The following is a 25165-nucleotide window of genomic DNA, read 5'->3' on the forward strand; positions in this document are numbered from 1 at the left end:
TGGAAAAAAATCAAACTGAAGGTTTCAAACAATTTTTATAACCATACCATATTATATTTTCAGTCTTTTTTTAGTGTCATCATCCCTTTTGTCTTGTTTAAGTAAAACTTCAAATCAGCTAAAAATGAAATATATTCCAATCTACTTATTACTACTTTTTTTTATGCCAATGGGCGTATTTTCTCAGGTGAAATTTGAGACTATTCAATCATCAAAACTTGAGGAAAAACGCGAAATTAAAATTCAGTTACCAGAGGATTATGAGAATAATATAGATAAAACATATCCGTTATTTATTGTTTTAGACGGTGACTATATGTTTGACACTGTTGCAGGAAACGTGAAGTATTATTCTTATTGGGATGATATGCCAGAGGCTATAGTTGTTGGGGTAAGTCAGTTGAATAGCCGTTATGATGATTCTGTGTATTCTGAACAAAATTCATTACCCATTGATACGGGTGCTGATTTTTTTGAATTTATAGGTCTGGAATTGGTTCCATATATCGAGAATAAATATCGAGCAAATAAATTTAGAGTTATTGTAGGTCATGGCGAGACAGCAAATTTCATAAATTATTATCTATTAAAACCAAAGCCGTTATTTCAAAGCTATATTGCCATTAGTCCAGAATTGGCTCCAAATATGATTGATTTTCTGCCTAGTACATTAGAAGTATTAAAGTCGAAAATATTTTATTATTTAGCAAATACTAATAATGATAGTGGTTCGATAAAAAAAATGTCGCAAGTTTTAAATAAGGATATTGTGGCTATTGAAAACCCAAATCTAGACTATAGGTTTGATGCTTTTGAGGGGCCCTCTCATTATGCAGTGCCTACCCATGCGATACCTAATGCATTAGAGAAAATGTTTAAAGTTTATGAGCCTATTTCAAAAAAAGAGTACAAAGAAATTATTTTAGAATTAGAAATTTCCCCAGTTTTGTATCTTCAAGAAAAATATCAAAACATTGAAGATGTGTTCGGAATAAGCAAAAAAATACGAATTAATGATTATAGAGCCATTTCATCTGCTATAGAAAAAAATGAAACCTATGAGTATTATGAGGAACTTAGTAAGATGGCAAGAAAGGATTATCCAGACACCTTATTGGGAGAGTTTTATATGGCTAGGTTTTATGAAGAGACCGGAGAACCTAAGCGCGCTATGAAAACATATCAGGCGGCATATAGTTTAGATGAAATAGCTGGGGTTACTGTTGATGACATGCAGGATAGAGCGGCGTTAATAAAAGAGGATTTTGGATATTAACTAATGGCAAAAGTTAAAACAGCATTTTTTTGCCAGAACTGTGGCACCCAATATGCCAAATGGCAAGGGCAGTGTAATGCCTGTAAAGAATGGAACACCATTGTTGAAGAGCTGGTTCAAAAGCCAGAAAAAAGTGATTGGAAATCACCGAACACAAAATCTAAAACGGTTTCCGTTCCATTAAAAATCAATGAGATTGATACTGCTAAGGAGCCAAGGTTGGATACGTTTGACGGCGAGCTCAATCGCGTATTAGGCGGGGGTATTGTGCCGGGTTCATTAACGCTTTTAGGAGGTGAACCAGGTATTGGAAAGAGTACCTTGTTATTGCAGATTTCTCTTAAACTACCATATAAAACGATTTATGTTTCTGGTGAAGAAAGTCCGAAACAAATTAAGATGCGGGCTGAAAGAGTCAATCCAAATTCTAGTAATTGTTATATACTAACCGAAACAAAAACCCAAAATATATTTAAGCAAATTGAGGTTCTAGAACCGGATATAGTAATAATTGATTCAATCCAAACCTTACATAGTGATTATATTGAATCGTCTTCTGGTAGTATTTCTCAAATTAAGGAATGTACCACAGAGCTGATTAAATTTGCTAAAGAAACGGCAACGCCCGTTTTATTAATTGGCCATATTACTAAAGATGGTAATATAGCCGGCCCTAAGATTTTGGAACATATGGTAGATACCGTGTTGCAATTTGAGGGGGATAGAAATCACGTTTTCAGAATTTTGAGAGCTCATAAAAATCGATTTGGCTCTACCAATGAGCTTGGAATTTATGAAATGCAAGGTTCTGGATTACGCGAAGTTACTAATCCTTCAGAAATTCTTGTTTCAAAAAAGGATGAAGAATTATCGGGGAATGCTATTGCTGCTACCCTGGAGGGTATGCGTCCACTTATGATAGAAGTGCAAGCTTTGGTAAGTACGGCTGTTTATGGCACGCCTCAGCGTAGTGCAACTGGCTTTAATGCTAAGCGTTTAAATATGTTATTGGCAGTATTAGAAAAACGAGCGGGATTCCGTTTGGGAGCCAAAGATGTTTTTTTAAATATTACAGGCGGAATTACTGTAGATGATCCAGCTATAGATTTAGCGGTTGTAGCTGCTATATTGTCCTCAAATGAAGATGTTCCGCTGCAAAAGGATTTCTGTTTTGCGGCAGAGGTGGGGCTTTCAGGTGAAATTCGTCCCGTGCAGCGTGTAGAGCAGCGTATTTTAGAAGCCGAAAAATTAGGTTTTGATACTATCTTTGTTTCTAAATACAACAAAATTTCACTAAAAAATACAGCTATTAAAGTTCAATTGATTTCTAAAATTGAAGATTTGGTAGATTTGATTGTCTAACAATACGCATAGCCGTAAAAATCTAATTATACCTTTGTATAGCTTTAATGCTTTATTAGGAAGTTTGGTAATTCAAAGCTTTTTGTGCTGAGTATGAGCAAACTATTTTATTGACAATACGACTTCTTTTTTTCCTAAAATTCCTTAAATTCGCGAACTTATAAGAATCAATAGTAAATGAGCGCTAAATTTCCTGAATATAAAGGACTTGACTTGCCAAATGTAGCTAATGAGATACTACAATATTGGCAAGAAAATAACATTTTTGAGAAAAGTGTATCTACCAGAGAAGGAGCAACACCATATGTGTTTTATGAAGGACCTCCTTCTGCAAATGGACTTCCGGGAGTACACCATGTTTTAGCACGTGCTATTAAAGATATTTTTCCGCGTTATAAAACCATGAAAGGCTACCAAGTGAAGCGCAAAGCAGGTTGGGATACACATGGTTTACCTATTGAATTAGGTGTTGAAAAAGAACTCGGTATAACAAAAGAAGATATTGGTAAAACTATTTCTGTTGAAGATTACAATGCTGCATGTAGAAAAGCGGTGATGCGCTACACAGATGTTTGGAATGACCTCACTGAAAAAATGGGTTATTGGGTGGATATGGATGATCCATACATTACCTATGAACCTAAATATATGGAATCTGTTTGGTGGTTGTTAAAGCAGATATATAACAAGTCATTGCTATATAAAGGTTATACTATTCAGCCATATTCGCCAAAAGCAGGAACGGGTTTAAGCTCCCATGAATTGAATCAACCTGGAACGTATCAAGATGTTACAGATACTACAGTTGTGGCTCAATTTAAAGCGATAGCCAATACATTACCCACTTTTTTACAAAATGAAGGTGATGTGCATTTTGTAGCATGGACAACAACACCTTGGACCTTGCCAAGTAATACGGCTTTGACTGTAGGGCCTAAGATAGATTATGTATTAGTAGAAACTTATAATCAGTATACCTTTGAGCCAATAAAAGTAGTTCTAGCTAAGAAATTAGTGAGCTACCAATTTTCAGGGAAATTTAAGCAGGTTGAAGCCCAATCGGAATTATCAACTTTTAAGGCAGGTGATAAAAAAATACCGTTTTTTATCATAAAGGAGTTTGTTGGTAAAGATTTGGTAGGTATTCAATATGAGCAATTGTTGCCATATGCATTGCCTAATGATAATCCACAAGATGCTTTTAGAGTTATTTCTGGAGATTTTGTTACTACTGAAGATGGTACTGGTATTGTGCATACAGCACCTACTTTTGGAGCAGATGATGCTTTAGTGGCAAAACAAGCAGTACCAGAGGTGCCGCCATTGTTAGTCAAGGATGATAGTGATAATTTAGTGCCCTTAGTCGACTTGCAAGGTAAATTCAGACCAGAAATGCAGGAGTTTGCCGGTAAGTATGTTAAGAATGAGTATTATAATGATGGAGAAGCGCCTGAACGTTCTGTTGATGTTGAATTAGCCATAAAATTAAAAGAAGAAAATAAGGCCTTTAAGGTTGAGAAGTACAAGCACAGCTATCCAAATTGTTGGCGTACAGATAAACCAATTTTATACTATCCATTAGATTCTTGGTTTGTGAAAGTGACTGATGTAAAGGATAGAATGCATGAACTTAATAATGCTATTAATTGGAAGCCAAAAAGTACTGGTGAAGGACGTTTTGGTAACTGGTTGGCAAATGCTAATGATTGGAATTTATCCAGATCGCGCTACTGGGGTATCCCATTGCCAATTTGGAGAACTGAAGATGGTAAAGAAGAACTGTGTATTGGATCTGTTGAAGAATTAAAAGTAGAGATGGCCAAAGCGGTTTCAGCGGGTGTTTTAGCAGCGGATATTTTTGCAGATTTTGAAGTTGGAAACCATTCTGAGGAGAACTATGCTAAAATAGATCTACATAAAAATATTGTTGATGCTATTGTATTAGTGTCGCCAACGGGTCAGAAGATGTTTCGTGAAAGTGATTTAATTGATGTTTGGTTTGACTCGGGGTCCATGCCTTATGCGCAATGGCATTATCCTTTTGAAAATCAAGATTTAATTGATAAAGGAACAACATTTCCAGCCGATTTTATTGCGGAAGGTGTCGATCAAACACGTGGATGGTTTTATACCTTGCATGCTATTGGAACTATGGTTTTTGATTCTGTGGCCTATAAAAATGTGGTTTCTAATGGCTTGGTGTTAGATAAAAACGGACAAAAAATGTCTAAGCGTCTAGGTAATGCTGTTGATCCTTTTGAAACATTAGGGAATTATGGGGCTGATGCTACACGCTGGTATATGATTTCAAATGCCAACCCTTGGGATAATTTAAAGTTCGATTTAGAGGGTATTGAGGAGGTAAAGCGAAAGTTTTTCGGAACGCTTTATAATACCTATTCCTTTTTTCAATTATATGCGAATTTAGATAAATTCAATTATAGCGAAGCTGACATTTCTTTAAATGAAAGACCAGAAATAGATCGATGGATTTTATCCGAACTGCATACCTTAATCCAAAAGGTAGATGCGTATTATGCAGATTATGAACCAACTAAAGCAGCGCGGGCGATTTCAGATTTCACACAGGATTATGTGAGTAACTGGTTTGTAAGATTAAGTAGAAGGCGTTTTTGGAAGGGTGATTATCAGCAAGATAAAATATCGGCCTATCAAACCCTTTATACCTGTATGGTCACTATTGCAAAATTAAGTGCACCTATTGCTCCATTTTTTATGGATAGGTTGTATTTAGATTTAAATGCGGCAACCAAAAAGGAAACTTTTGATAGTGTTCATTTAGCCGACTTTCCTGTTTTTGATGAAGCTTATGTTGATAAGTCATTAGAACGTAAAATGGAAAGTGCTCAAATTATATCATCTTTAGTGCTTTCATTACGAGCAAAAGAAAAAATTAAAGTAAGACAACCGCTGCATAAAATCATGATACCGGTGAATAATGAATCTCAAAAAAATGAGATATTAGCCGTTGCAGGACTTATAAAATCAGAGGTTAATGTTAAAGAGATTGAGGTTTTAGAAGATGCTTCAGATATTTTGGTGAAACAAATAAAACCAAATTTTAAAGTGCTCGGTCCTCGTTTTGGAAAAGACATGAAATCCATAGCACAGGTAGTTAATAACTTTACTGCTGATGATATTAAAAAAATAGAACAAAATGGTATTTTAGGCATTGAAGTAAACGGAAAAAATATTACTTTAGAACTTGGAGATGTAGAAATAACATCGCAGGATATTGAAGGTTGGTTGGTTGCAAATGAAGGGGCTTTAACAGTAGCTTTAGATGTGACTATTTCGCCGGAATTGCGAAGTGAAGGTATTGCAAGAGAATTGATAAATCGTATTCAAAACTTGCGCAAAGATTCAGGTTTTGAAGTTACAGATAGAATTGATGTTTTGCTTCAAAAAGATGAACAAGTTGTAAATGCTGTAGAAGCTAATATGACTTATATTAAATCGGAAACTTTAACTAACGGACTTGAAATAATAGATAACTTAGAAAATGGTATTGAAATTGCTTTTGATGATGTAAATACCAAATTATTTATACAAAAACATTAATACAATGACAGATAGCGTAAGATATTCGGATGCAGATTTAGCTGAATTTAAAAAACTGATTTCAGATAAAATAGAGAAAGCTCAGCATGATTTAGAGCTTATTAAAAGTGCATATATGAATGACCATAATAATGGTACAGAAGATACATCACCTACGTTTAAAGCCTTTGATGAAGGCAGTGCTGTGATGAGTAAAGAATCAAATTCTCAATTGGCGATTCGTCAAGAAAAATTTATTCGAGATTTGAAGAATGCGCTTATTAGAATTGAAAATAAAACATACGGTATTTGCCGTGTTACTGGGAAACTAATCAACAAAAAAAGATTAGAGCTTGTGCCTCATGCTACGTTAAGTATTGAAGCTAAAAACATGCAATAACCTTATAATAAATGATGTAATTAAACGTCTCATTCTATGAGACGTTTTTTGTTTAAATGCATTTTTCGTTCTCGCTTAGGTGAGAATATACTTTGTAAAACATGTCTCTAAAAAAGTCAATACTCCTTATTATTCTAGTTTTGCTTATCGATCAAATAAGTAAAATATATATTAAAACGCATTTTGCACTGCATGAAAGTGTTGATGTGTTTAGTTGGTTTAAAATCTATTTCATAGAAAATGATGGTATGGCTTGGGGAACAAAAATTAGTGATTTTACTTCTTTTATTTCAGATAGGTCGGCTAAAACAATATTAACCGTTTTTCGTGTCATCGCTATTTTTGGTATCGGTTATTGGTTGTATGACGCCACTAAAAAGAAAAGTTCAAGTATTCTGATATTAGCTATTGCCTTAATATTTTCAGGGGCTCTAGGGAATATTATTGATTCAGTATTTTATGGTGTTCTGTTTGGAGATAGTATGGGGCAAGTAGCCTCTTTTATGCCAGAAGTTGGTGGTTATGATTCGCTGCTACACGGTCGTGTAGTTGATATGCTATATTTTCCTCTTGTGGAGATTGACTTGCCAGAATGGTTCCCATTTTACGGTGGTAAACGTTTTAACTTCTTTGAACCTGTATTTAATATTGCTGACATGGCAATAAGCACGGGGTTTATTATGTTGATTGTATTTAATAAGCAGGCGTTTTCTAAGAAGCCAATATAAATCAAGACAGATTTAAAGTAAGTATTTACACATAAGTTTATTTTTTATATTTATCTTATGCTATTATATTTAATTCCCTCAATAAATGAAAGGTAAACACGTAATCTTAATTGTTTGCTTATTGTCTCTTAAGCTTACTTTCTCTCAAAATACTTATGATATTGTTTTTCCAAAAAAAGGTGAAAATGAAAAGTGTCGAACCTGTTTTGAAATATTTAATCAAAAACCCGAGGATGTTGAATTCTCTATAACTAGAAAGGGTGATATTGTTTACTTTCAAGTTAATGACATTAATTGGTTTAATCGGTTATTTGAAAATTCAGGTGATGGTTTGGCGGTTGATATAGTACCAAAAAATAAATATAGTTGCTTAAAAAATTCATTGCCAGTAAATGAAATTCGCGGTACATTACTTAAGCCAATTTATTCTAAGTTGTTAAAGAAAAATTTGGAATTAAAAGGTGAAACTAATTATCAAGTTGAACTTGGAAAAATCCCGAAAGAGTTGTTAAATGAAGATTTAGAGTTTAATATTTTATTTTTAAGTAACAGGAATTTATGTAGATATTATATAATTTATGACCTAAAATCGTATGATTGGGATTTACTTGATATGGGAATGTATTTGGATGAATTAACTTTTACACCTAAACAAATAAAATCATCTGATGATCAATCTTTTTTGGTAAAAAATAAGTCGCTTAAATTTATTATTCCATTTAATAAAAATCAAACCACATTTTCAAAGACGGATATAAAACCAATTTACGATTCCTTAAAGTTAACCGATTTCAATATCAAAACTATAAACATAAAAGCGTATGCTTCGATTGAAGGAATTGTCAAGAGGAATATGGTCTTGCAAGAGCAACGTGCAAATAGTATTGTACAAGCTTTGCAGTCATTTCAAAATCCAACTATTGAAACTTATGTGACGTCTTCTGAAAATTGGGTTGAGTTCTTTAATGATATAGAAGGGACAAAATATGAGTATTTAAAACCATTAACAAAAAATGAGGTAAGAGATAAAATAGCAGGATCTGTTTCAAAGCAAATGGAGCCTATTCTTAAAAACCACAGAAAAGCTGTTGTAGAGTTGGAGTTAGTAAGGAAAGATAAATACAAAAGCTTTTCCTCAGACGATTTGATTACGAAGTTTAATACTCTAATTAAAAAAAAGAATATTGAAGAAGCAAAGGATGTTCAAAATTCCATATTTGAAAGACTAAAAGGGAAGCCGGAAGAATTAAAACTTTTAAATAAAATGTCCATTCCTAAGGAGCAAGCGTTTATTGATATATTAAATAAAAATGAGGCTTTTAAGTTTATGACAGATTTCACATATGCCTTGATTGTGTATACAGAACTTAAGGAACTTGAAAAATTAGCTCCAAATAATGCAGCAATTAAGTATAACTTATCAACACTTAAGTTGAAGTTATGGCATTGGAATGCATTAAATATAAATAGAGAAGACTTAAATACGCAAATATTTTCTTTAGAAAAGTACGGTGTGGCTCAGACCGAAATTTCGCGAATGCTTGTTAATTCACATATAATTCTATCGGAATTGTTTTCCGGTGAAGGGGATTTCGCTAGTAAAGATAATTCAGTAGCTTTCGTTAATAGTAATTACAAAAAATTCAAACTATCAAATAATGATTATTTGAATTTAGCTCAATATTTGAATAAATACGGTAACCCAACAATGGCTGTAGATTTGCTAGACGGGAAAGCTAGAACAATTGATATTGATGAGGATTTATTATTTTATTATTTGAACTTGTCTTTAATAGATGAAAAATTAATCGAAGATAAAGGATATAGAACAATAATGCTAAATGCCATTAATATGAATAAAGCTCGCTTTTGTAAATTGTTTAACTCCGTCGATTCAGGAGGAGTCACCTTTCAGTTGTTGGAAAATCAGTTTTTAAGAAAGACCTATTGTGAAAATTGTAATAATTAAAATTGAAAGATCTGTTTTGGTGTGACGCAATAATCCAGTTTAATATCGTGTTCAAAAACGTCTATAATTTCATTTTCAGCTTCAAAAAAAGACAATCCAATTTTAAGGGTATTAGGTTTGCAGTTTGCTAAAAAGCGGTCATAAAAACCTTTGCCATAGCCAATACGATTACCTTTTTTGTCAAATGCTAAAAGTGGTATAAAAATTACATCAATTTTATCAGTTGAGATTTCAATACCGTCAACTGGCTCTGGGATGTTATAACTGTTTTTCTTAAAAGACATGTTATCCGTAAGTAAGAAATGCGTCATGTCTCCTGACGCGAAATCACTTTTAGAAATGAGAATATTTTTGTCTTTACCTGCCAAAATATTTAGAATAAAGTCTGTATTAACTTCCTTTAATTCTACAATAGCTAAAAAGATATGATAAAAGGAATAGGTCCATATAGGCAGTTTTAAAAGTTGGTTGGAAATGGCCAAACTTAAATTTTCAATGTCATTTTCCGATAATGCTTTTCGTTTTGCCTTGTAGGTTTTACGTAATTCTCTTTTAGTCATTTTATTTTTTTAATTCTAACGAAATATGAAATAAAGCATCACCTTGATACACTATTGGTGATTCATTAACATTGATAACAAAACCTGAGTTTCTAGCACGAACAAAATAGTTGAATTTGCCATAAGGGTCCATAATGTGTCCTAAAATATCTTCTTTTTCAACATGAGTGCCACAAGGAACAACCGCTTTAAACATTCCAGAATACTTGGCACGTATCCATTTGCTTTCAGTTATAAATACGCAATCATTTTTTGGTTTACTAGATTTAAAACCTGTATTTAACATGCCTAAATGTTTTAATATCCGTTTTGATCCGTTAACTCCAGAGTTTGTAACTATATCATCAATATGAAAAGATTTTCCACCTTCAAAAAGCAGTAAAGGTTTGTTTAGTTTAAAACAAGTGGTTCTGAAGGATTTTGATACGTTTTTTGAATATAATACAAATGGCGCTCCAAATACTTTAGCTAGGTCATTTAATTTGGTATTACCTTTTGAATAGCGCAGTTGTGGTGCGTTAAACCGACCAGAGCCACCAGTATGAAAATCAATGATTAAATCTGCATGCGGTATGATTTCATGCGTAAGTTTGTGAGCTACCCTACCTGCTAACGAGCCATTAGAATTTCCAGGAAAAACTCGGTTTAAATCTCTGCCGTCAGGAAATTCTCGTTTTAGGTTTATAAATCCAAAAACATTAATAACAGGCATACATATAATAGTGCCAATTTTCGGTTTGTTAATGCCTTTGGCTATAAGCTGTCTTACAATTTCAACACCATTTACTTCATCTCCATGAATCCCAGCCGTAAATAAAACTATGGGACCAGATTTGTTTGAACGTTCAATGATAACTGGAACATTTACGGGCGTTGAGGTGTGCAGGTTAGCCACATCAAAGTTTACCTCTTTACTTTCGCCAGGGAGAACTTCTTCTCCTAGAATATGTAATATATCTATTTTAGTGTTAGACATTTTTGACGTTTTGTTCTATAAATCTAATAATGGCTTTAGCTATATTTCTTCCTGTTGCAGTTTCAATTCCTTCAAGTCCAGGTGTAGAATTAACCTCTAGTAATAAAGGACCTCTTGAAGACTGCAACATATCAACACCACAAACAGGTAAGTTTAATACTTTTGATGCATTCATAGCCAATTTTAATTCGTCATGGTTTAGCTTGATGATAGTTGCTGACCCTCCACGATGTAAATTAGAGCGAAATTCGCCAGCTTTGCCTTGACGCTTCATGGCGCCAACAACCTGGCCGTCAACAACTAATGCTCTTAAATCTGCTCCACCTGCTTCTTTAATGAATTCTTGAACAATAACGCGAGCTTGTAGCCCATTAAATGCTTCAAGGACTGATTCTGCTGCATTTTTAGTTTCAGCCAAAACGACCCCTAGACCTTGAGTACCTTCCAATAACTTAATTATTACAGGTGTTCCTCCAACATGTTCAATCACCTCTACAACATCTCTAGAATAGTTAGTGAATACTGTTTTTGGCATGCCAATGCCTGCCTTGCTTAGTCGCTGTAAACTTCTTAATTTATCTCTTGAACGTTGTATGGCATCGGAGGTTACAATAGTAAAAACACCCATCATTTCAAATTGCCTAACCACAGAACAACCAAAAAAGGTTACAGAAGCACCTATCCTTGGGATAATGGCGTCAACATAATCTAAATAACGATCTTTATAGTAAATAGTAGGTTTTTCTTTTTCAATAATAATGTCGCATTGTAATGGGTCTATGACCTCAATTTTGTGGCCTCTTTTTTCACCTTCTTCAACAAGGCGATCCGTAGTATATAGCTGCGGGTTTCTGGATAGAATGACAATATTCATAAAAGTACTTAAAGTTACAAAAGTTGACGTACTTAAGGTGATTTAAAGTTTTTTTAAATACTTTAATTATTTGTAATATGAAATGCAAGATACTAAAAAAAGGTCTGTTGATTTTTAGATTTTTACTATTTAGTATATACCTTTACAATAATGGATACCCCTGATTTAGAGATACAATTAAAAACCTTGCCTAGCCAACCTGGCGTCTATCAATATTATGATAAAGATGGCGTAATTATATATGTTGGAAAAGCAAAAAATTTAAAGAAACGCGTTAGTTCTTATTTTACCAAGAACCACGATTATGGTAAAACACGGGTTCTTGTAAAAAAGATTGCCGATATTAAACATATCGTTGTTGCTACTGAAACGGACGCACTTTTATTAGAGAATAACTTAATTAAAAAATATCAACCACGGTATAATGTATTACTTAAAGATGATAAATCATACCCGTGGATTTGTATAAAAAATGAGCGTTTTCCGAGGGTGTTTTCAACCCGTCGGGTTTTTAAAGACGGTAGTCAGTATTTTGGGCCATATACCTCGGGAAAAACGGTTCATACCTTACTCGATTTAATTAAAGGGCTTTATAATTTACGCACTTGTAATTATGATTTGTCACAAGATAAAATTGAAGCTGGAAAATACAAAGTCTGTTTAGAATATCATTTAGGAAACTGTAAAGGACCTTGTGAAGGTTTTGAAACAGAAGAGGAATACAATCAAAGTGTGAAGGCTATTAAGGAGATTTTGAAAGGAAATTTTAAGGACTCATTAGCTCAATTTAAAGGTCAAATGAAGCAGTATGCTGAAAACTTGCAATTTGAAGAGGCTCAAAAAATTAAGGAGAAAGTTGAAGTATTAGAAAACTATCAAGCGAGATCTACTATTGTTAATCCTAAAATAAGCAATGTTGATGTGTTTTCAATTGTGAGCGATGAGAGCTATGGCTATATTAACTTTTTACAATTGTCTTACGGATCCATTATTCGATCGCATACTTTAGAGATTAAAAAGAAGTTGGATGAAACAGACGAGGCCTTGTTGGGTTTAGCAATTACTGAAATAAGGCAACGGTTCAATTCTAATTCAAAAGAAATATATCTCCCATTTAAGGTTGAATTAGGGGAAGGCATCAAAGTAACGGTTCCTAAATTAGGGGATAAAAAGCATATTCTTGATTTATCATTAAGAAATGCGAAATATTACAGAATGGATCGATTCAAGCAAATGAAAATTGTTGATCCTGACAGACATGCTAATAGGATAATGGCCCAAATGAAGGCTGATTTAAGACTCTCAAAAGAACCTAGACATATAGAGTGTTTTGATAATTCAAATATTCAAGGAACACATCCTGTGGCTGCATGTGTCGTATTTAAAAATGGAAAACCAAGTAAAAAGGATTATCGCCATTTTAATATTAAAACCGTAGAAGGGCCGGATGACTTTGCTTCTATGGAAGAGGTAGTGTATAGAAGGTATAAGCGTTTGGTAGAAGAAAATCAGTCTTTGCCACAGCTTATTATAATTGATGGTGGTAAAGGCCAATTATCTTCAGCATTAAAAAGCTTAGATGTACTTGAATTGAGAGGCAAGATTGCTATCATCGGAATTGCCAAACGTTTGGAAGAATTATTTTATCCAGATGATCCAATTCCTTTATATTTAGATAAGAAAAGTGAAACGCTCAAGATTATCCAGCAACTGCGTAATGAAGCGCACCGCTTTGGAATTGAACATCATAGAAATAAACGAAGTAAAACTGCGTTAAATACAGAACTTGAAACTATTCAAGGTGTAGGAGAAAAAACAGTTGTAGAGTTGTTAAGACATTTTAAATCTGCCAAACGGGTTGCTAATGCCAAATTAGATGAATTGGAAGGTGTTATTGGTGTTTCTAGAGCAGAAAAAGTATATAATTATTATCATGAAAAGTAAATTGCAATGACCATAACCATTTCATAATGTCCAGTTAATTATTTAGAAGTTTTCAAAACTCAATACATATAAAACTCAAAAAATTTGAGAGTTAAAAGCGCCATACTAGTTCTATTTGTTTTTGCTTTGTTTACGGTACAAGCGCAAAACAAAACAGAAGCGCATAAACCAAAAGTAGGATTGGTTTTAAGCGGTGGTGGCGCAAAAGGTCTTGCTCATATAGGCGCATTAAAGGTTATTGATAGTCTGGGTATTAAGATAGACTATATTGCAGGAACTAGCATGGGTGCCATAATAGGAGGTCTTTATGCTTCCGGATACTCTGGAAAGCAACTCGATTCTATTTTTCAAGTTCAAGATTTCGATATCATTATTAATGACAATTTACCCAGAGTTTCAAAAACATCTTATGAACGGGATAGCGATGATAAATATGCTGTAAAATTGCCTTTTGATAATTATAAAATTAAGCTACCATCGGCGCTTTCTAAGGGATACAATGTTTATAGTTTGCTTTTAGAGTCATTAATCCATGTTAATCAGATTAATGATTTTGATAAATTACCAATCCCATTTTTCTGTATTGCTACCGATGCAGAAACAGGATCTCAAATTGTTTTAGATCAGGGGGATTTAGCAAGGGCTATATTGGCTAGTGGAGCGCTTCCGTCGGTGTTTCAGCCTGTCATGATTGAAGATCAACTATTAATTGATGGCGGAGTTGTTAATAATTATCCAGTGGATGAATTAAGAGCTAAAGGTATGGACGTTATTATTGGTGTTGATGTTCAGGATGGTCTTAGAAATCGTGAAGCGTTGGCTTCAGCTCCTGAGTTGTTAATCCAAATCAATAATTTCAGAACCATCCAAGACATGAAATTAAAAGCCCAACAAACAGATATTTATATTAAGCCAAATATAGAGGATTTTAATGTCGTTTCTTTTAGTGATGGCGATCAGATTATTAAGAATGGGGTAGCAGCAACAAAAACACAGGTAGAGGCGCTAAGTACTTTGCCCCGTAAAACAAAAAATGATACGCTTTCAAATTTAAGACCAAGACGTATTGATAGCCTTAAGATAAATCATGTGCATTTAAAAGGTATTGATAAGTATACAAGAGCATATGTTTTAGGAAAGCTAAAAGTGAAAGGCTATGAAACCCTTAGTTATGAAAAAATTAGAGCAGGGATGGATCGCCTAGAAGCTACCAATAATTTTGATAACATAAAATATGAGTTTATAAAAACTGAAGACAACAGTGGTTATGATATAAACGTTTATGTTAAAGAAACGAATCAGAATTTATTTTTGAAACTCGGTATACATTATGATGACCTCTATAAAAGCGCGGCGCTGGTTAATGTTACAAAAAAAAGATTGTTTTTTAAAAATGATGTTGCATCATTTGATTTTATTCTTGGGGATAATGTCAGGTATAATTTTGAATATTTAATTGATAGGGGATTTTATTGGAGTATTGGTTTAAAATCAAGGTATAATCAGTTCGATAAGAACATTAATACGCAGTTATTAATTGATAATCTCGTGCGTTTTGATGCAGGCGGAGTAAATAAGATAGATGTTAAGCTCAAAGATTTTACCAATCAGTTTTATGTACAGACATTATTTATGCGAGATTTTGCATTAACCATGGGACTTGAGCACAAGAATCTTGAATTGAATACGGAGACTATTTCAGAGGATGATTCGGGAAATAGGATAAAGTTTGAAAATACAAACTACCTCAGTTTGTTTGGTAATATGAAATTGGACACCTATAATAACAAGTATTTTCCCAAAAGAGGGGTTTATCTCAATGGAGATTTAAACATCTATTTGTTATCCTCAAGTGAAGGGAAGGATTTTAATAATTTTTCAATAGCTAAGGCAAATATGGGGTATGCTTTTAGCGTGCATGATAAACTGGCATTTAATTTGCAAACAAGCGGTGGTTTCAAAATTGGGAATAGTACTACTGCAGCTTTAGATTTTGCTTTGGGTGGCTACGGTAGTGATCTAATTAATAACTTCATTCCTTTTGTGGGATATGATTTTGTGTCTTTAATTGGAAATAGTTTTGTGAAGGCGAGCGCCGTGGCTGACTATGAGATTTTTAAAAAACATCATATTACTTTAGAAGGCAATTGGTCTAATGTAGAAGATGATATTTTTGAAACTGGAGAGTGGTTTACATTACCAGATTATAGAGGTTATGCCTTGGGTTATGGTTTAGAGACGTTTTTAGGACCTATTCAAGTAAAATATAGTTATTCCCCAGAGCAAAAGGAGAGTACTTGGTTTTTTAATCTGGGCTTTTGGTTTTAACGGTTTACCTTTCGTGGTAATAATACTGAACATATAAAAGGCTAAACAATAAAATAAATTTTCCGATATTTGTGTCAATATGAATCTTTTCTGGAAAGACTTATTAGCATATCTTCATTATCTCATCAAGAGAAATCCTGAGTGAGTATACTTTTTGTATCTTTAGAAGTATTAGCTATTTAGACTGTTAAAACCTGTTTTTTATAGCCAATAATAATTAATTTTTAAAATAAAAAAGTATGCCTTTTTATCATAAATTAGGAAACATTCCACATAAGCGTCATACCCAATTTAGGAAGCCAGACGGCAGTTTATACTATGAACAATTATTTGGGACCATTGGTTTTGATGGTATGTCAACAAATAGTTATCATGAGCAACGACCAACTCAAGTTAAATCTATAAAAAAACAATATAGTATTGCTCCTAAAATTGCCTTAGCCAATAATATTAAATCATATCGTTTAAAAGGCTTTCAAATAAATCCTGAAGAGGATTATTTAGATAGTCGAAAAACGGTTTTAATCAATAGTGACTGTGCTATCATTTTAGCAGCACCCAGGCAATCAACACAAGATTATTTTTATAAAAATACAGATGCCGATGAACTTTTATTCATACATAAGGGTACTGGAAAATTAAGAACCATGCTAGGTAATCTGGATTTTAAATATGGTGATTATTTACTAATACCAAGAGGAATTATTTATAAAATTGATTTTGATACAGCAGATAATAGGTTGTTTATAGTAGAATCTCGTAGGCCTATATATACACCAAAACGCTATAGAAATTGGTTCGGCCAATTATTAGAGCATTCCCCGTTTTGCGAACGCGATATTAGAAGACCTCAAGAATTAGAAACCAATAACGAATCAGGCGAGTTTTTAATCAAAGTAAAAAAGCAGGATGATATTATAGAAATGATTTATGCCTCACACCCCTTTGATGTCATTGGGTATGATGGTTATAATTATCCTTATGCGTTTTCTATTCACGATTTTGAACCTATTACGGGCCGTGTACATCAACCGCCACCGGTACATCAAACATTTGAAACAGACGCATTTGTGGTATGCAGTTTTGTACCTAGACTTTATGACTACCATCCGTTGTCTATCCCTGCGCCATACAATCATAGTAATATTGACAGTGATGAGGTGTTATATTATGTAGATGGTGATTTTATGAGTAGAAATGATGTTGAAGCAGGTCATATATCATTGCATCCAGCAGGTATACCGCATGGCCCGCACCCCGGGGCTACAGAGCGGAGTATTGGTAAAACTAAAACCGAGGAATTGGCGGTGATGGTAGATACATTTAAGCCACTAATGCTTACGGAAGAAGCTTTGGCAATAGCCGATGAAAATTATCATAAATCATGGTTGTAATAGTATTTTGATTGGCATCTACTTTTTATAATAGTTTATTTGCCCTATAGACCTTTAAAGACTTATTTGATGGCTAGAAATAAACTAAATACAAGATGTCAAAGTTGCAATAATTACAAAAAAAAGAATCTTATTTCAACGCGGTTTGACAATCACGAATTATCTTTTTTTGATAAAAAAGCACCCTAATAGGATAGCAATTAATAAATAGACAAAATGAGTAAAGATATAAAATCAGTAAACTACGGTTTAGAAAAAATATTTGAAGGTGCGCAAGATTTTTTGCCGCTTTTAGGAACGGACTATGTCGAGTTCTATGTAGGTAATGCCAAACAATCGGCGCATTTTTATAAAACAGCATTTGGTTTTCAGTCCTATGCATATAAGGGGTTGGAGACAGGTTCAAGGGATCAGGTCAGTTATGTCTTGAAACAAGATAAAATAAAACTGGTATTAACAACACCGTTAAATAGTAAATCCATAATAAATAATCATCTTGTAAAACATGGCGATGGGGTAAAGGTAATTGGTCTATGGGTTGAAGATGCAAGAAAGGCATACCAAGAAACCACTTCAAGAGGTGCTAAATCATATATGGAACCTGTCGTAGAAAAAGATGATCATGGTGAGGTGGTTAGAGCAGGCATTTATACTTATGGTGAAACGGTGCACATATTTGTGGAACGTAAAAATTATAATGGTTGTTTTTTACCGGGCTTTAGAACTTGGAAATCTGATTACAACCCAAAACCTACAGGGTTAAAATTTATAGACCATATGGTAGGCAATGTAGGTTGGGGTCAAATGAATACATGGGTAAAATGGTACGAGGATGTTATGGGTTTTGAGAACTTTTTGTCTTTTGATGATAAGCAAATTCATACCGAGTATTCTGCCTTAATGAGTAAGGTGATGAGTAACGGTAATGGGCGGATCAAATTCCCCATAAATGAGCCAGCAAAAGGTAAAAAGAAATCGCAAATTGAAGAGTATCTAGATTTTTACGAAGGGGCAGGAGTACAACATATTGCTGTAGCCACTGATGATATCATTAATACGGTATCTCAATTACGGGAACGTGGCGTAGAGTTTTTGTCAAAACCGCCAGAGGCTTATTATCAAGCTGTACCGGGGCGCTTGGAAGAACATAGCCATGAATTAAGAGAGGATATTGAACGTTTAAAAAGTTTAGGTATTATGATAGATGCCGATGAGGAAGGCTATTTATTACAGATATTTACAAAGCCCGTGGAAGATAGACCCACGTTGTTTTTTGAGATTATTCAGCGTATGGGAGCTCGTGGCTTTGGTGCCGGAAATTTTAAGGCTTTGTTCGAGTCCATTGAAAGAGAGCAAGCCAATAGAGGGACTTTATAACTTTTTTAAAATTCAAATAATGATACGTTTTCTATAAATTCTAACAGAACTATAACATTCATAAATAACGCTAGTTCAATTAAATTTATATTTTTGGAATGGTAATTGTAATTCTTGGTAAAAACAATAAATTGTAATTAAAAGAGTTCATTAGGAATTACCCAGGCTATTATGAGAAAAAAACTGCTAATTTTTTGTCTTACATTTTCCTTGCAATTGGTTTTTGCACAACAAGAATCCTCCTTTGGTGCAGGAGAATGGTTTAAATTCAGAATGAGTTACAGCAGTTGGCTTAAAGCGGGTAACGCTACACTTCATGTGAAAAATGCTAAACTTGGTGATAAGGACGTATATCATGTGGTAGGCAAAGGTTGGACCACAGGCATGATAAAATGGTTTTTTAAAGTGAAAGATCGTTATGAAACTTATTTTGACAAAGAAACCATCCTGCCTTATAAATTTGTTAGAAATATAGATGAAGGAGGACACACCAAAGATATTGTTATTAATTTCGATCAAGAAAATAATAGGGCGGTCATAAATAACAAAAAGAACAATTCCGTTAAAATAATAGATACCAAACCTAATATTCAGGATATGGTTTCTACGTTTTATTATTTAAGAAATAATCTAGATATTAAAAGCCTTAAACCAGGAGATGAAGTTAGAATTGATATGTTTTTTGATGAAGAAAATTACGGATTCAAACTTAAATATCTTGGAGAAGAGGTCATTGAGACAGAATTTGGTACCATTGAATCCATAAAATTCCGACCATATGTGATGGCTGGACGGGTCTTTAAAGAAGAAGAAAGTTTAACATTATGGGTATCCAAAGATAAAAATAAAGTACCTTTACGTATTCAGGCAGATTTGGCTGTAGGGTCTTTACGAGCTGACTTAGAGGCTTATAAGGGTTTGAAGTATCCCTTTGAAATTGTGGTTAAACATTAACGATTTGAGTGCTAAACTTTCCAAAAAACTAAAAGATAAATACGAAGCTATTCACCAAGATGTGGAAACGCATTTGGAAGGGTTATTGCACAGTAAGCCAATTAATTATTGGGATTATATACAAACAGATGCGCTTTTAAACCTTCAAGTACAGCGTACTGTTTTTCCAGATGAGAAGGTGTTTATCATGTATCATCAGATTTCTGAATTGTTATTCAAAATGATTTTAAGTGAAATAGAGCAGGTTGCAAAATCTACTAGCTTAGATACGCATGTTTTTACAGATAAGATAATGCGTGTTAGCAGATATTTTGATGTACTCACCTCGTCTTTTAGTATTATGAAAGACGGTATGGATGTTGAGCAATACAATAAATTTAGAACAACTTTAACTCCGGCCAGTGGTTTTCAAAGTGCACAATATAGAAAAATTGAGTTTGCATCTACAGAGCTAATCAATCTTATTGATAATAGATTTAGGAAAACTATAGATAGAAATTCATCTTATGAACATGCCTTTGAACACTTATATTGGCAGGCAGCAGGAAAAGATTATAATACGGGTAAAAAGACTTATACTTTAACAGCTTTTGAGGAGCGCTATAAGGAAGAATTTATTAGATTTACCAAATTTTATCAAACGAACAATTTGTGGAGCAAATTTAAAGGGTTACCTAGTGATGCTCAAACAAATAAGGATTTGATAAAGGCCATGCGACATTATGATTTTACGGTCAATATAAAATGGGTTATGGCACATTATAATACAGCAAATCATTACTTAAATATTGGTGGTGAAACGGCTGAAGCAACTGGAGGAAGTGAGTGGGTAAAATACATGCACCCTAAATATCAAAAAAGGATTTTCTTTCCAGATTTATGGACAGAGCAAGAAATAGCAGCGTGGGGAACAAATATATAGTATTAATAGTATTAGCCGTTTTATTTGCGGCATGTAAGAAGGACTTAAAGGAAGAAGTCATCGTTGTTGAAGAGGTTGAAGTTGAATTACCTCCGGAAAATATTGAATTTGGATTCAACCTAAATGACTATGTTGTAAAACGAGATACCATAAAAAGAGGTGACAGCTTTGGTGTTATTTTAGAGAGAAATAAAGTGGGTTATCCTAAAATATTTCATATTGCGGAAAAGGCAAAAGATACTTTTGATATAAGACGTTTACAAGTCGGGAAACCCTATACGTTATTATGCTCTAAAGATTCTTTAGAGTTGCCACAATCGTTTATTTATCAGCCTAATTTGGAAGAATTTGTGGTTATCAATTTCAAAGATTCCATACACGCCTACAAAAGTAAAAAACCTATTACTTATGTCGAAAAAATTGCAACGGGTGTCATAAATAGCAGCATTTCATTAACCTTAGAGGAGAAGGGACTAAGCCCACGATTAGCCTATAAGCTTGCCGATGAGATTTATGCTTGGACCATAGATTTTAGAAGGTTACAAAAAGGAGATCGTTTTAAAGTGATATATACAGATAAATACATTGATGATAGTATTTATGCTGGGGTTCATGATATTAAGGCGGCCTATTTTGAACATAATAAAGAACCTTTTTATGCTTTTGAATTTATGACAGATTCAGTTAAGGAGATAAAAGATTACTTTAATGACGAGGCTAAAAACTTGAGGCGGGCCTTTTTAAAAGCACCGGTTAAATTTAGTAGAATTTCTTCAAGATATAACTTAAAAAGGCGCATTGCCGTCTATGGTTACAAAGTAAGAGCTCATAAGGGTACTGATTTTGCGGCACCTATAGGTACCCCAATCATGGCTACTGCAAATGGTACTGTGACAAAATCTGAAAGACGCGGTGGCAATGGTAATTATGTGAAAATTAGACATAATGCGACCTATGAAACCCAGTATTTGCATATGAGAAAACGCAATGTCAAGGTTGGCCAATTTGTAAAGCAAGGCGATGTTATTGGATGGGTTGGTATGACCGGAAATACTGGAGGACCACATGTATGTTATCGTTTTTGGGTCAATGGAAGACAAGTTGATCCGTTTAGACAGAAATTGCCGGAAGCAAAGCCTATTTCAGATTCTTTAAAAACAGAATATCTTTATTTTATTCAGCCAATAAAACAACAATTGGATGATATTAACTTTTTAGAAGACGTTTTTGAAGATCAAAATCAACCAGAACACTTAATAAAACAAAACAATAATCCTATTTCATATAACGATTAATCATGGCATTACCAAGTATAAATCCAACTACCACAGAGGCGTGGAAAAAACTACAAACAAATTTTGAAACGGTTAAAGATCTACAAATGAAAGATTTATTTGCTCAAGATCAAGAACGAGCTAATAAATTTACCATTACATGGGATGATTTTTACGTAGACTTTTCAAAGAATAGAATCACAGAAGAGACCTTTAGGTATTTACTAGAACTGGCTGATGATGTGAAATTGAAAGCCGCTATTAAAAGTCAGTTTTCAGGAGAAATAATAAATCAAACAGAAGGAAGAGCAGTTTTACATACGGCTTTAAGAGCGCCTAAAACCGCAGATTTTAAGGTAAACGGTGTTAATGTTATTCCGGAAGTCTATGCCGTAAAAGAAAAGATTGAAGGGTTTACCAATGAGGTTGTAAACGGCGATAGAAAAGGTTACACGGGTAAAGCCTTTACTGATGTTGTAAATATTGGTATTGGAGGTTCAGATTTAGGACCTGCCATGGTTGTAGATTCATTACAATATTATAAGAACCACTTAACAACGCATTTTGTAAGCAATGTAGATGGAGACCATGTTAATGAGGTTATTAAAAAATTAGACCCAGAAACAACCTTGTTTGTTATTGTATCTAAAACATTTACAACACAGGAAACACTGTCAAACGCAAACACCTTAAAAACTTGGTTTTTAGAGTCGGCCAGTAATGAAGCCATTGCAAAACATTTTGTTGCGGTATCCACTAACATTGAAAAAGTTCAAAGTTTTGGAATAGATGCTAGCAATATTTTTCCTATGTGGGACTGGGTAGGCGGTCGTTTTTCACTTTGGAGTGCGGTAGGATTAACTATTAGTTTAGCGGTTGGATATGACAATTTTGATAGCTTGCTAAAAGGCGCTAACAAAATGGATGAGCACTTTAAAACTGAAGATTTTGGTTCGAATATACCAGTGGTATTAGCACTTATTAGTATTTGGTATAATAATTTCTTTAATGCGGAAAGTGAGGCTGTTATTCCTTATTCGCAATACCTCAATCAGTTTGCAACGTATTTGCAACAGGGTATAATGGAGAGTAATGGTAAAAGTATTGATAGAAACGGAAATTCTATTGATTACCAAACAGGTACTATTATTTGGGGGGAGCCTGGAACAAATTCGCAACACGCCTTCTTTCAGTTAATTCATCAAGGCACTAAATTAATACCAGCAGATTTTATAGGTTTTGTAAAATCGTTGCATGGCAATCAAGATCATCAAGATAAATTGACGTCTAATTTCTTAGCGCAAACTGAAGCTTTATTAAACGGTAAAACAGAAGCTTCTGTAGTAGCCGAAGGTACTGATGAAGCCATCATTCCATTTAAAGTGTTCCAGGGTAATAAACCGACGAATACCATTTTTATAAATAAACTATCTCCAGAGAGTTTAGGGAAACTTATTGCTATGTATGAACATAAAATATTTGTGCAAGGCGTAATTTGGAATATATTTAGTTATGACCAATTTGGTGTAGAGTTGGGGAAACAACTGGCAAGTAAAATTTTGCAAGAATTTGGTGGAAATCCTGTTGGAGCCCATGATTCATCAACCTCTAATTTATTGAACTATTATAACAGTAGGTCTTAGGCTTAGTCAAGACTTTAAAATTTATAGAAACCGCTTCAATCCGAAGCGGTTTTTTTAGGTTATTAATTGTTACATTTGCTTTTTAATTTTTAAATAAAACCCATCATGTACAATATTATACAAACACTTCATTCCTATTGGGCATACGTAGTACTCATTGTGTTGATCATTGCTACTATAAGCGCCATAGTAAAAACTGTAGGGGATAAAGAATATGAAGCTAATGATTTTAGAAGGTCTTTGTTTACATTAATTGTTTCGCATATTCAACTATTAATTGGTTTAGTGCTGTATTTTGTATCACCACGTTTACAATTGTTTGGTGAGTTAGGTATGGGAGGTGTGATGAAAGATGCTGTGAACAGGTTATATTTAGTTGAACATCCTTTTATAAATATTGTTGCTGTAGCTTTAATTACAATTGGCTATTCAAAGCACAAAAAGAAACTAACCTCTAATGCTAAGTTGAAAACCATAGCTATTTTCTATACTATTGCCTTAGTATTGTTTTTGTCGAGAATTCCATGGAGTTCTTGGATAGGCTAGGTTAATTTTTTGGAATTTCTTTAATAAGATAAATGAACACGGGAAAATGGTCGCTAAAACCATTGCTAAAAGACCCGTTTGACCAACTGCGATAAGGATACCCTTTATATCGTCCTTTTTGATGTGTAAGGTATTGCTTATTATAGATGCCAGCTTTATAGTATCTAAAAGCAGAATAATCTTTTTCAAGCAACGGAGCACTTACCATAATTTGGTCAAATAAACTCCAATCATCTCTATATGCTGTTGTCCCTAATCCGTTTTTATGAAAATCAAAAAAGGGATTATATAGCGCTTTCAAGCCTACTCTTGTTTTATTTGATTTGGGTTTTAATATTTTTTTTACACTTGGGTTGTTCGGATTATCATTTAAATCACCCATAATTAATATTTTGGCATATGGGTCAATTACCTGTAGTGAATCGATTAAATATTTGTTCAGTTTTGCAGCAGCAATACGTTTAGGCCTACTTCTTGTTTCACCACCTCGTCTTGATGGCCAATGATTTACTATAATATGTATTAATTCCCCTTCCAGTTTGCCGCTTACCAAAAGCTGATCTCTGGTGTATGCACGTTTTTGATTGTGATTATCATAAATTTTTAACTCGTGCGAACTCGTGTTTAAGGGTGTAAATATTTTTTTCTGAAAAAGTAGGGCCACATCTATACCACGAACATCTCCGGAATCATAATGAATGATACCGTAATCTTTGGGTTTTAATAACGGATCATTAACTAAGTCTTCCAGAACCCTTTTATTTTCAATTTCGCAAACACCAAGAATAGCAGGTGTGTTTTGAGAATCCGTATAACCAATATCGGCAATCACTTTGGCCATGTTTTTAACTTTCTGGTTATAGGCCTCAGTTTTATTGGATTTCAACTCCATTATAGGGCTATACTCGTCCAGCTTATTTGGGTTATTAATCGTGTCGAAAAGGTTTTCTAGATTATAGAACGCCAGCGTATGAATTTGAAATGTTTTGTCTTGTGCATGCAGACATAAAACTAAACATGAAAGAAAAATGGAAAAATATATTTTTTGGTAAGACATGCATGTAGATATTAATTATG

At 33.8% G+C, this 25165-nt stretch carries 19 protein-coding genes; 15 read left to right on the forward strand and 4 right to left on the reverse strand.

Annotated elements, in window-relative coordinates; genetic code table 11:
* The first annotated feature begins 124 nt into the window (after positions 1-124).
* The 6 genes from IE051_RS11695 (at position 125) to IE051_RS11720 (ending at position 9296) form a co-directional block, all read left to right on the forward strand.
* A complete protein-coding gene (locus IE051_RS11695; protein ID WP_189360982.1) occupies positions 125-1276 on the forward strand; it encodes an alpha/beta hydrolase in 1152 nt (383 codons plus the stop codon).
* Between the two features lie 3 nt (positions 1277-1279).
* A complete protein-coding gene (radA, locus tag IE051_RS11700; protein ID WP_189360983.1) occupies positions 1280-2638 on the forward strand; it encodes a DNA repair protein RadA in 1359 nt (452 codons plus the stop codon).
* 177 nt (positions 2639-2815) lie between these two features.
* Positions 2816-6220, forward strand: a complete 3405-nt coding sequence (gene ileS / locus IE051_RS11705) for an isoleucine--tRNA ligase (protein WP_189360984.1) — start codon at positions 2816-2818, stop codon at positions 6218-6220.
* A gap of 4 nt (positions 6221-6224) precedes the next feature.
* Positions 6225-6599, forward strand: a complete 375-nt coding sequence (locus tag IE051_RS11710) for a TraR/DksA family transcriptional regulator (protein ID WP_189360985.1) — start codon at positions 6225-6227, stop codon at positions 6597-6599.
* Positions 6600-6700: 101 nt separating this feature from the next.
* Positions 6701-7327, forward strand: a complete 627-nt coding sequence (locus tag IE051_RS11715) for a lipoprotein signal peptidase (RefSeq protein WP_189360986.1) — start codon at positions 6701-6703, stop codon at positions 7325-7327.
* Positions 7328-7412: 85 nt separating this feature from the next.
* Positions 7413-9296, forward strand: a complete 1884-nt coding sequence (locus IE051_RS11720) for a hypothetical protein (RefSeq protein WP_189360987.1) — start codon at positions 7413-7415, stop codon at positions 9294-9296.
* On the opposite strand, the gene IE051_RS11725 is transcribed toward IE051_RS11720, so the two are convergent.
* Genes IE051_RS11725 through rimK form a run of 3 tightly spaced genes read right to left on the reverse strand, consistent with a single transcriptional unit; the run spans position 9293 to position 11706 of the window.
* Positions 9293-9856, reverse strand: coding sequence for a 5-formyltetrahydrofolate cyclo-ligase (locus tag IE051_RS11725; protein ID WP_189360988.1), 564 nt, complete (start codon positions 9854-9856; stop codon positions 9293-9295). The two genes, IE051_RS11720 and IE051_RS11725, sit on opposite strands and share 4 nt — an antisense overlap.
* Before the next feature lies 1 nt (position 9857).
* Positions 9858-10832 carry a succinylglutamate desuccinylase/aspartoacylase family protein gene (locus tag IE051_RS11730; protein ID WP_189360989.1) on the reverse strand — a complete coding sequence of 325 codons (975 nt, stop codon included), beginning with the start codon at positions 10830-10832 and terminating at the stop codon, positions 9858-9860.
* Positions 10825-11706 (reverse strand): 30S ribosomal protein S6--L-glutamate ligase, encoded by an 882-nt coding sequence (gene rimK / locus IE051_RS11735; RefSeq protein ID WP_189360990.1) that lies wholly within the window; start codon positions 11704-11706, stop codon positions 10825-10827. Before rimK ends, IE051_RS11730 begins: the two co-directional genes overlap by 8 nt.
* A 150-nt stretch (positions 11707-11856) precedes the next feature.
* Between rimK and uvrC the strand changes: the two genes are divergently transcribed.
* From uvrC to IE051_RS11780, 9 genes are all read left to right on the forward strand, one after another.
* The gene (uvrC, locus tag IE051_RS11740) at positions 11857-13650 is read left to right on the forward strand and encodes an excinuclease ABC subunit UvrC (protein ID WP_189360991.1); all 1794 of its coding nucleotides are present in this window, start codon (positions 11857-11859) and stop codon (positions 13648-13650) included.
* Between the two features lie 84 nt (positions 13651-13734).
* Entirely contained in the window at positions 13735-15978 is a 2244-nt protein-coding gene (locus IE051_RS11745; protein ID WP_189360992.1) for a patatin-like phospholipase family protein, read from the forward strand.
* A gap of 239 nt (positions 15979-16217) precedes the next feature.
* Positions 16218-17372: a homogentisate 1,2-dioxygenase gene (locus tag IE051_RS11750; protein ID WP_189360993.1), complete on the forward strand. Its 1155-nt coding sequence runs from the start codon at positions 16218-16220 to the stop codon at positions 17370-17372.
* 216 nt (positions 17373-17588) lie between these two features.
* On the forward strand, positions 17589-18749 hold the full coding sequence (gene hppD, locus IE051_RS11755) for a 4-hydroxyphenylpyruvate dioxygenase (RefSeq protein ID WP_189360994.1): 1161 nt from the start codon (positions 17589-17591) through the stop codon (positions 18747-18749).
* A 171-nt stretch (positions 18750-18920) separates the two neighbouring features.
* Entirely contained in the window at positions 18921-19703 is a 783-nt protein-coding gene (locus tag IE051_RS11760; protein ID WP_189360995.1) for a DUF3108 domain-containing protein, read from the forward strand.
* Complete coding sequence (locus IE051_RS11765) at positions 19699-20625, forward strand: tryptophan 2,3-dioxygenase family protein (protein ID WP_373294363.1); 927 nt, start codon at positions 19699-19701, stop codon at positions 20623-20625. The genes IE051_RS11760 and IE051_RS11765 overlap by 5 nt, the downstream gene beginning before the upstream one ends.
* The gene (locus IE051_RS11770) at positions 20583-21920 is read left to right on the forward strand and encodes a peptidoglycan DD-metalloendopeptidase family protein (protein ID WP_189360997.1); all 1338 of its coding nucleotides are present in this window, start codon (positions 20583-20585) and stop codon (positions 21918-21920) included. The genes IE051_RS11765 and IE051_RS11770 overlap by 43 nt, the downstream gene beginning before the upstream one ends.
* A gap of 2 nt (positions 21921-21922) precedes the next feature.
* Positions 21923-23542 (forward strand): glucose-6-phosphate isomerase, encoded by a 1620-nt coding sequence (gene pgi, locus IE051_RS11775; RefSeq protein ID WP_189360998.1) that lies wholly within the window; start codon positions 21923-21925, stop codon positions 23540-23542.
* 105 nt (positions 23543-23647) lie between these two features.
* On the forward strand, positions 23648-24088 hold the full coding sequence (locus IE051_RS11780) for a hypothetical protein (protein ID WP_189360999.1): 441 nt from the start codon (positions 23648-23650) through the stop codon (positions 24086-24088).
* A gap of 1 nt (position 24089) precedes the next feature.
* On the opposite strand, the gene IE051_RS11785 is transcribed toward IE051_RS11780, so the two are convergent.
* Positions 24090-25145 (reverse strand): endonuclease/exonuclease/phosphatase family protein, encoded by a 1056-nt coding sequence (locus IE051_RS11785; protein WP_189361000.1) that lies wholly within the window; start codon positions 25143-25145, stop codon positions 24090-24092.
* Positions 25146-25165 lie beyond the last annotated feature (20 nt).

This window comes from Algibacter mikhailovii (genome assembly GCF_014651495.1).
Taxonomy (GTDB): domain Bacteria; phylum Bacteroidota; class Bacteroidia; order Flavobacteriales; family Flavobacteriaceae; genus Algibacter_E; species Algibacter_E mikhailovii.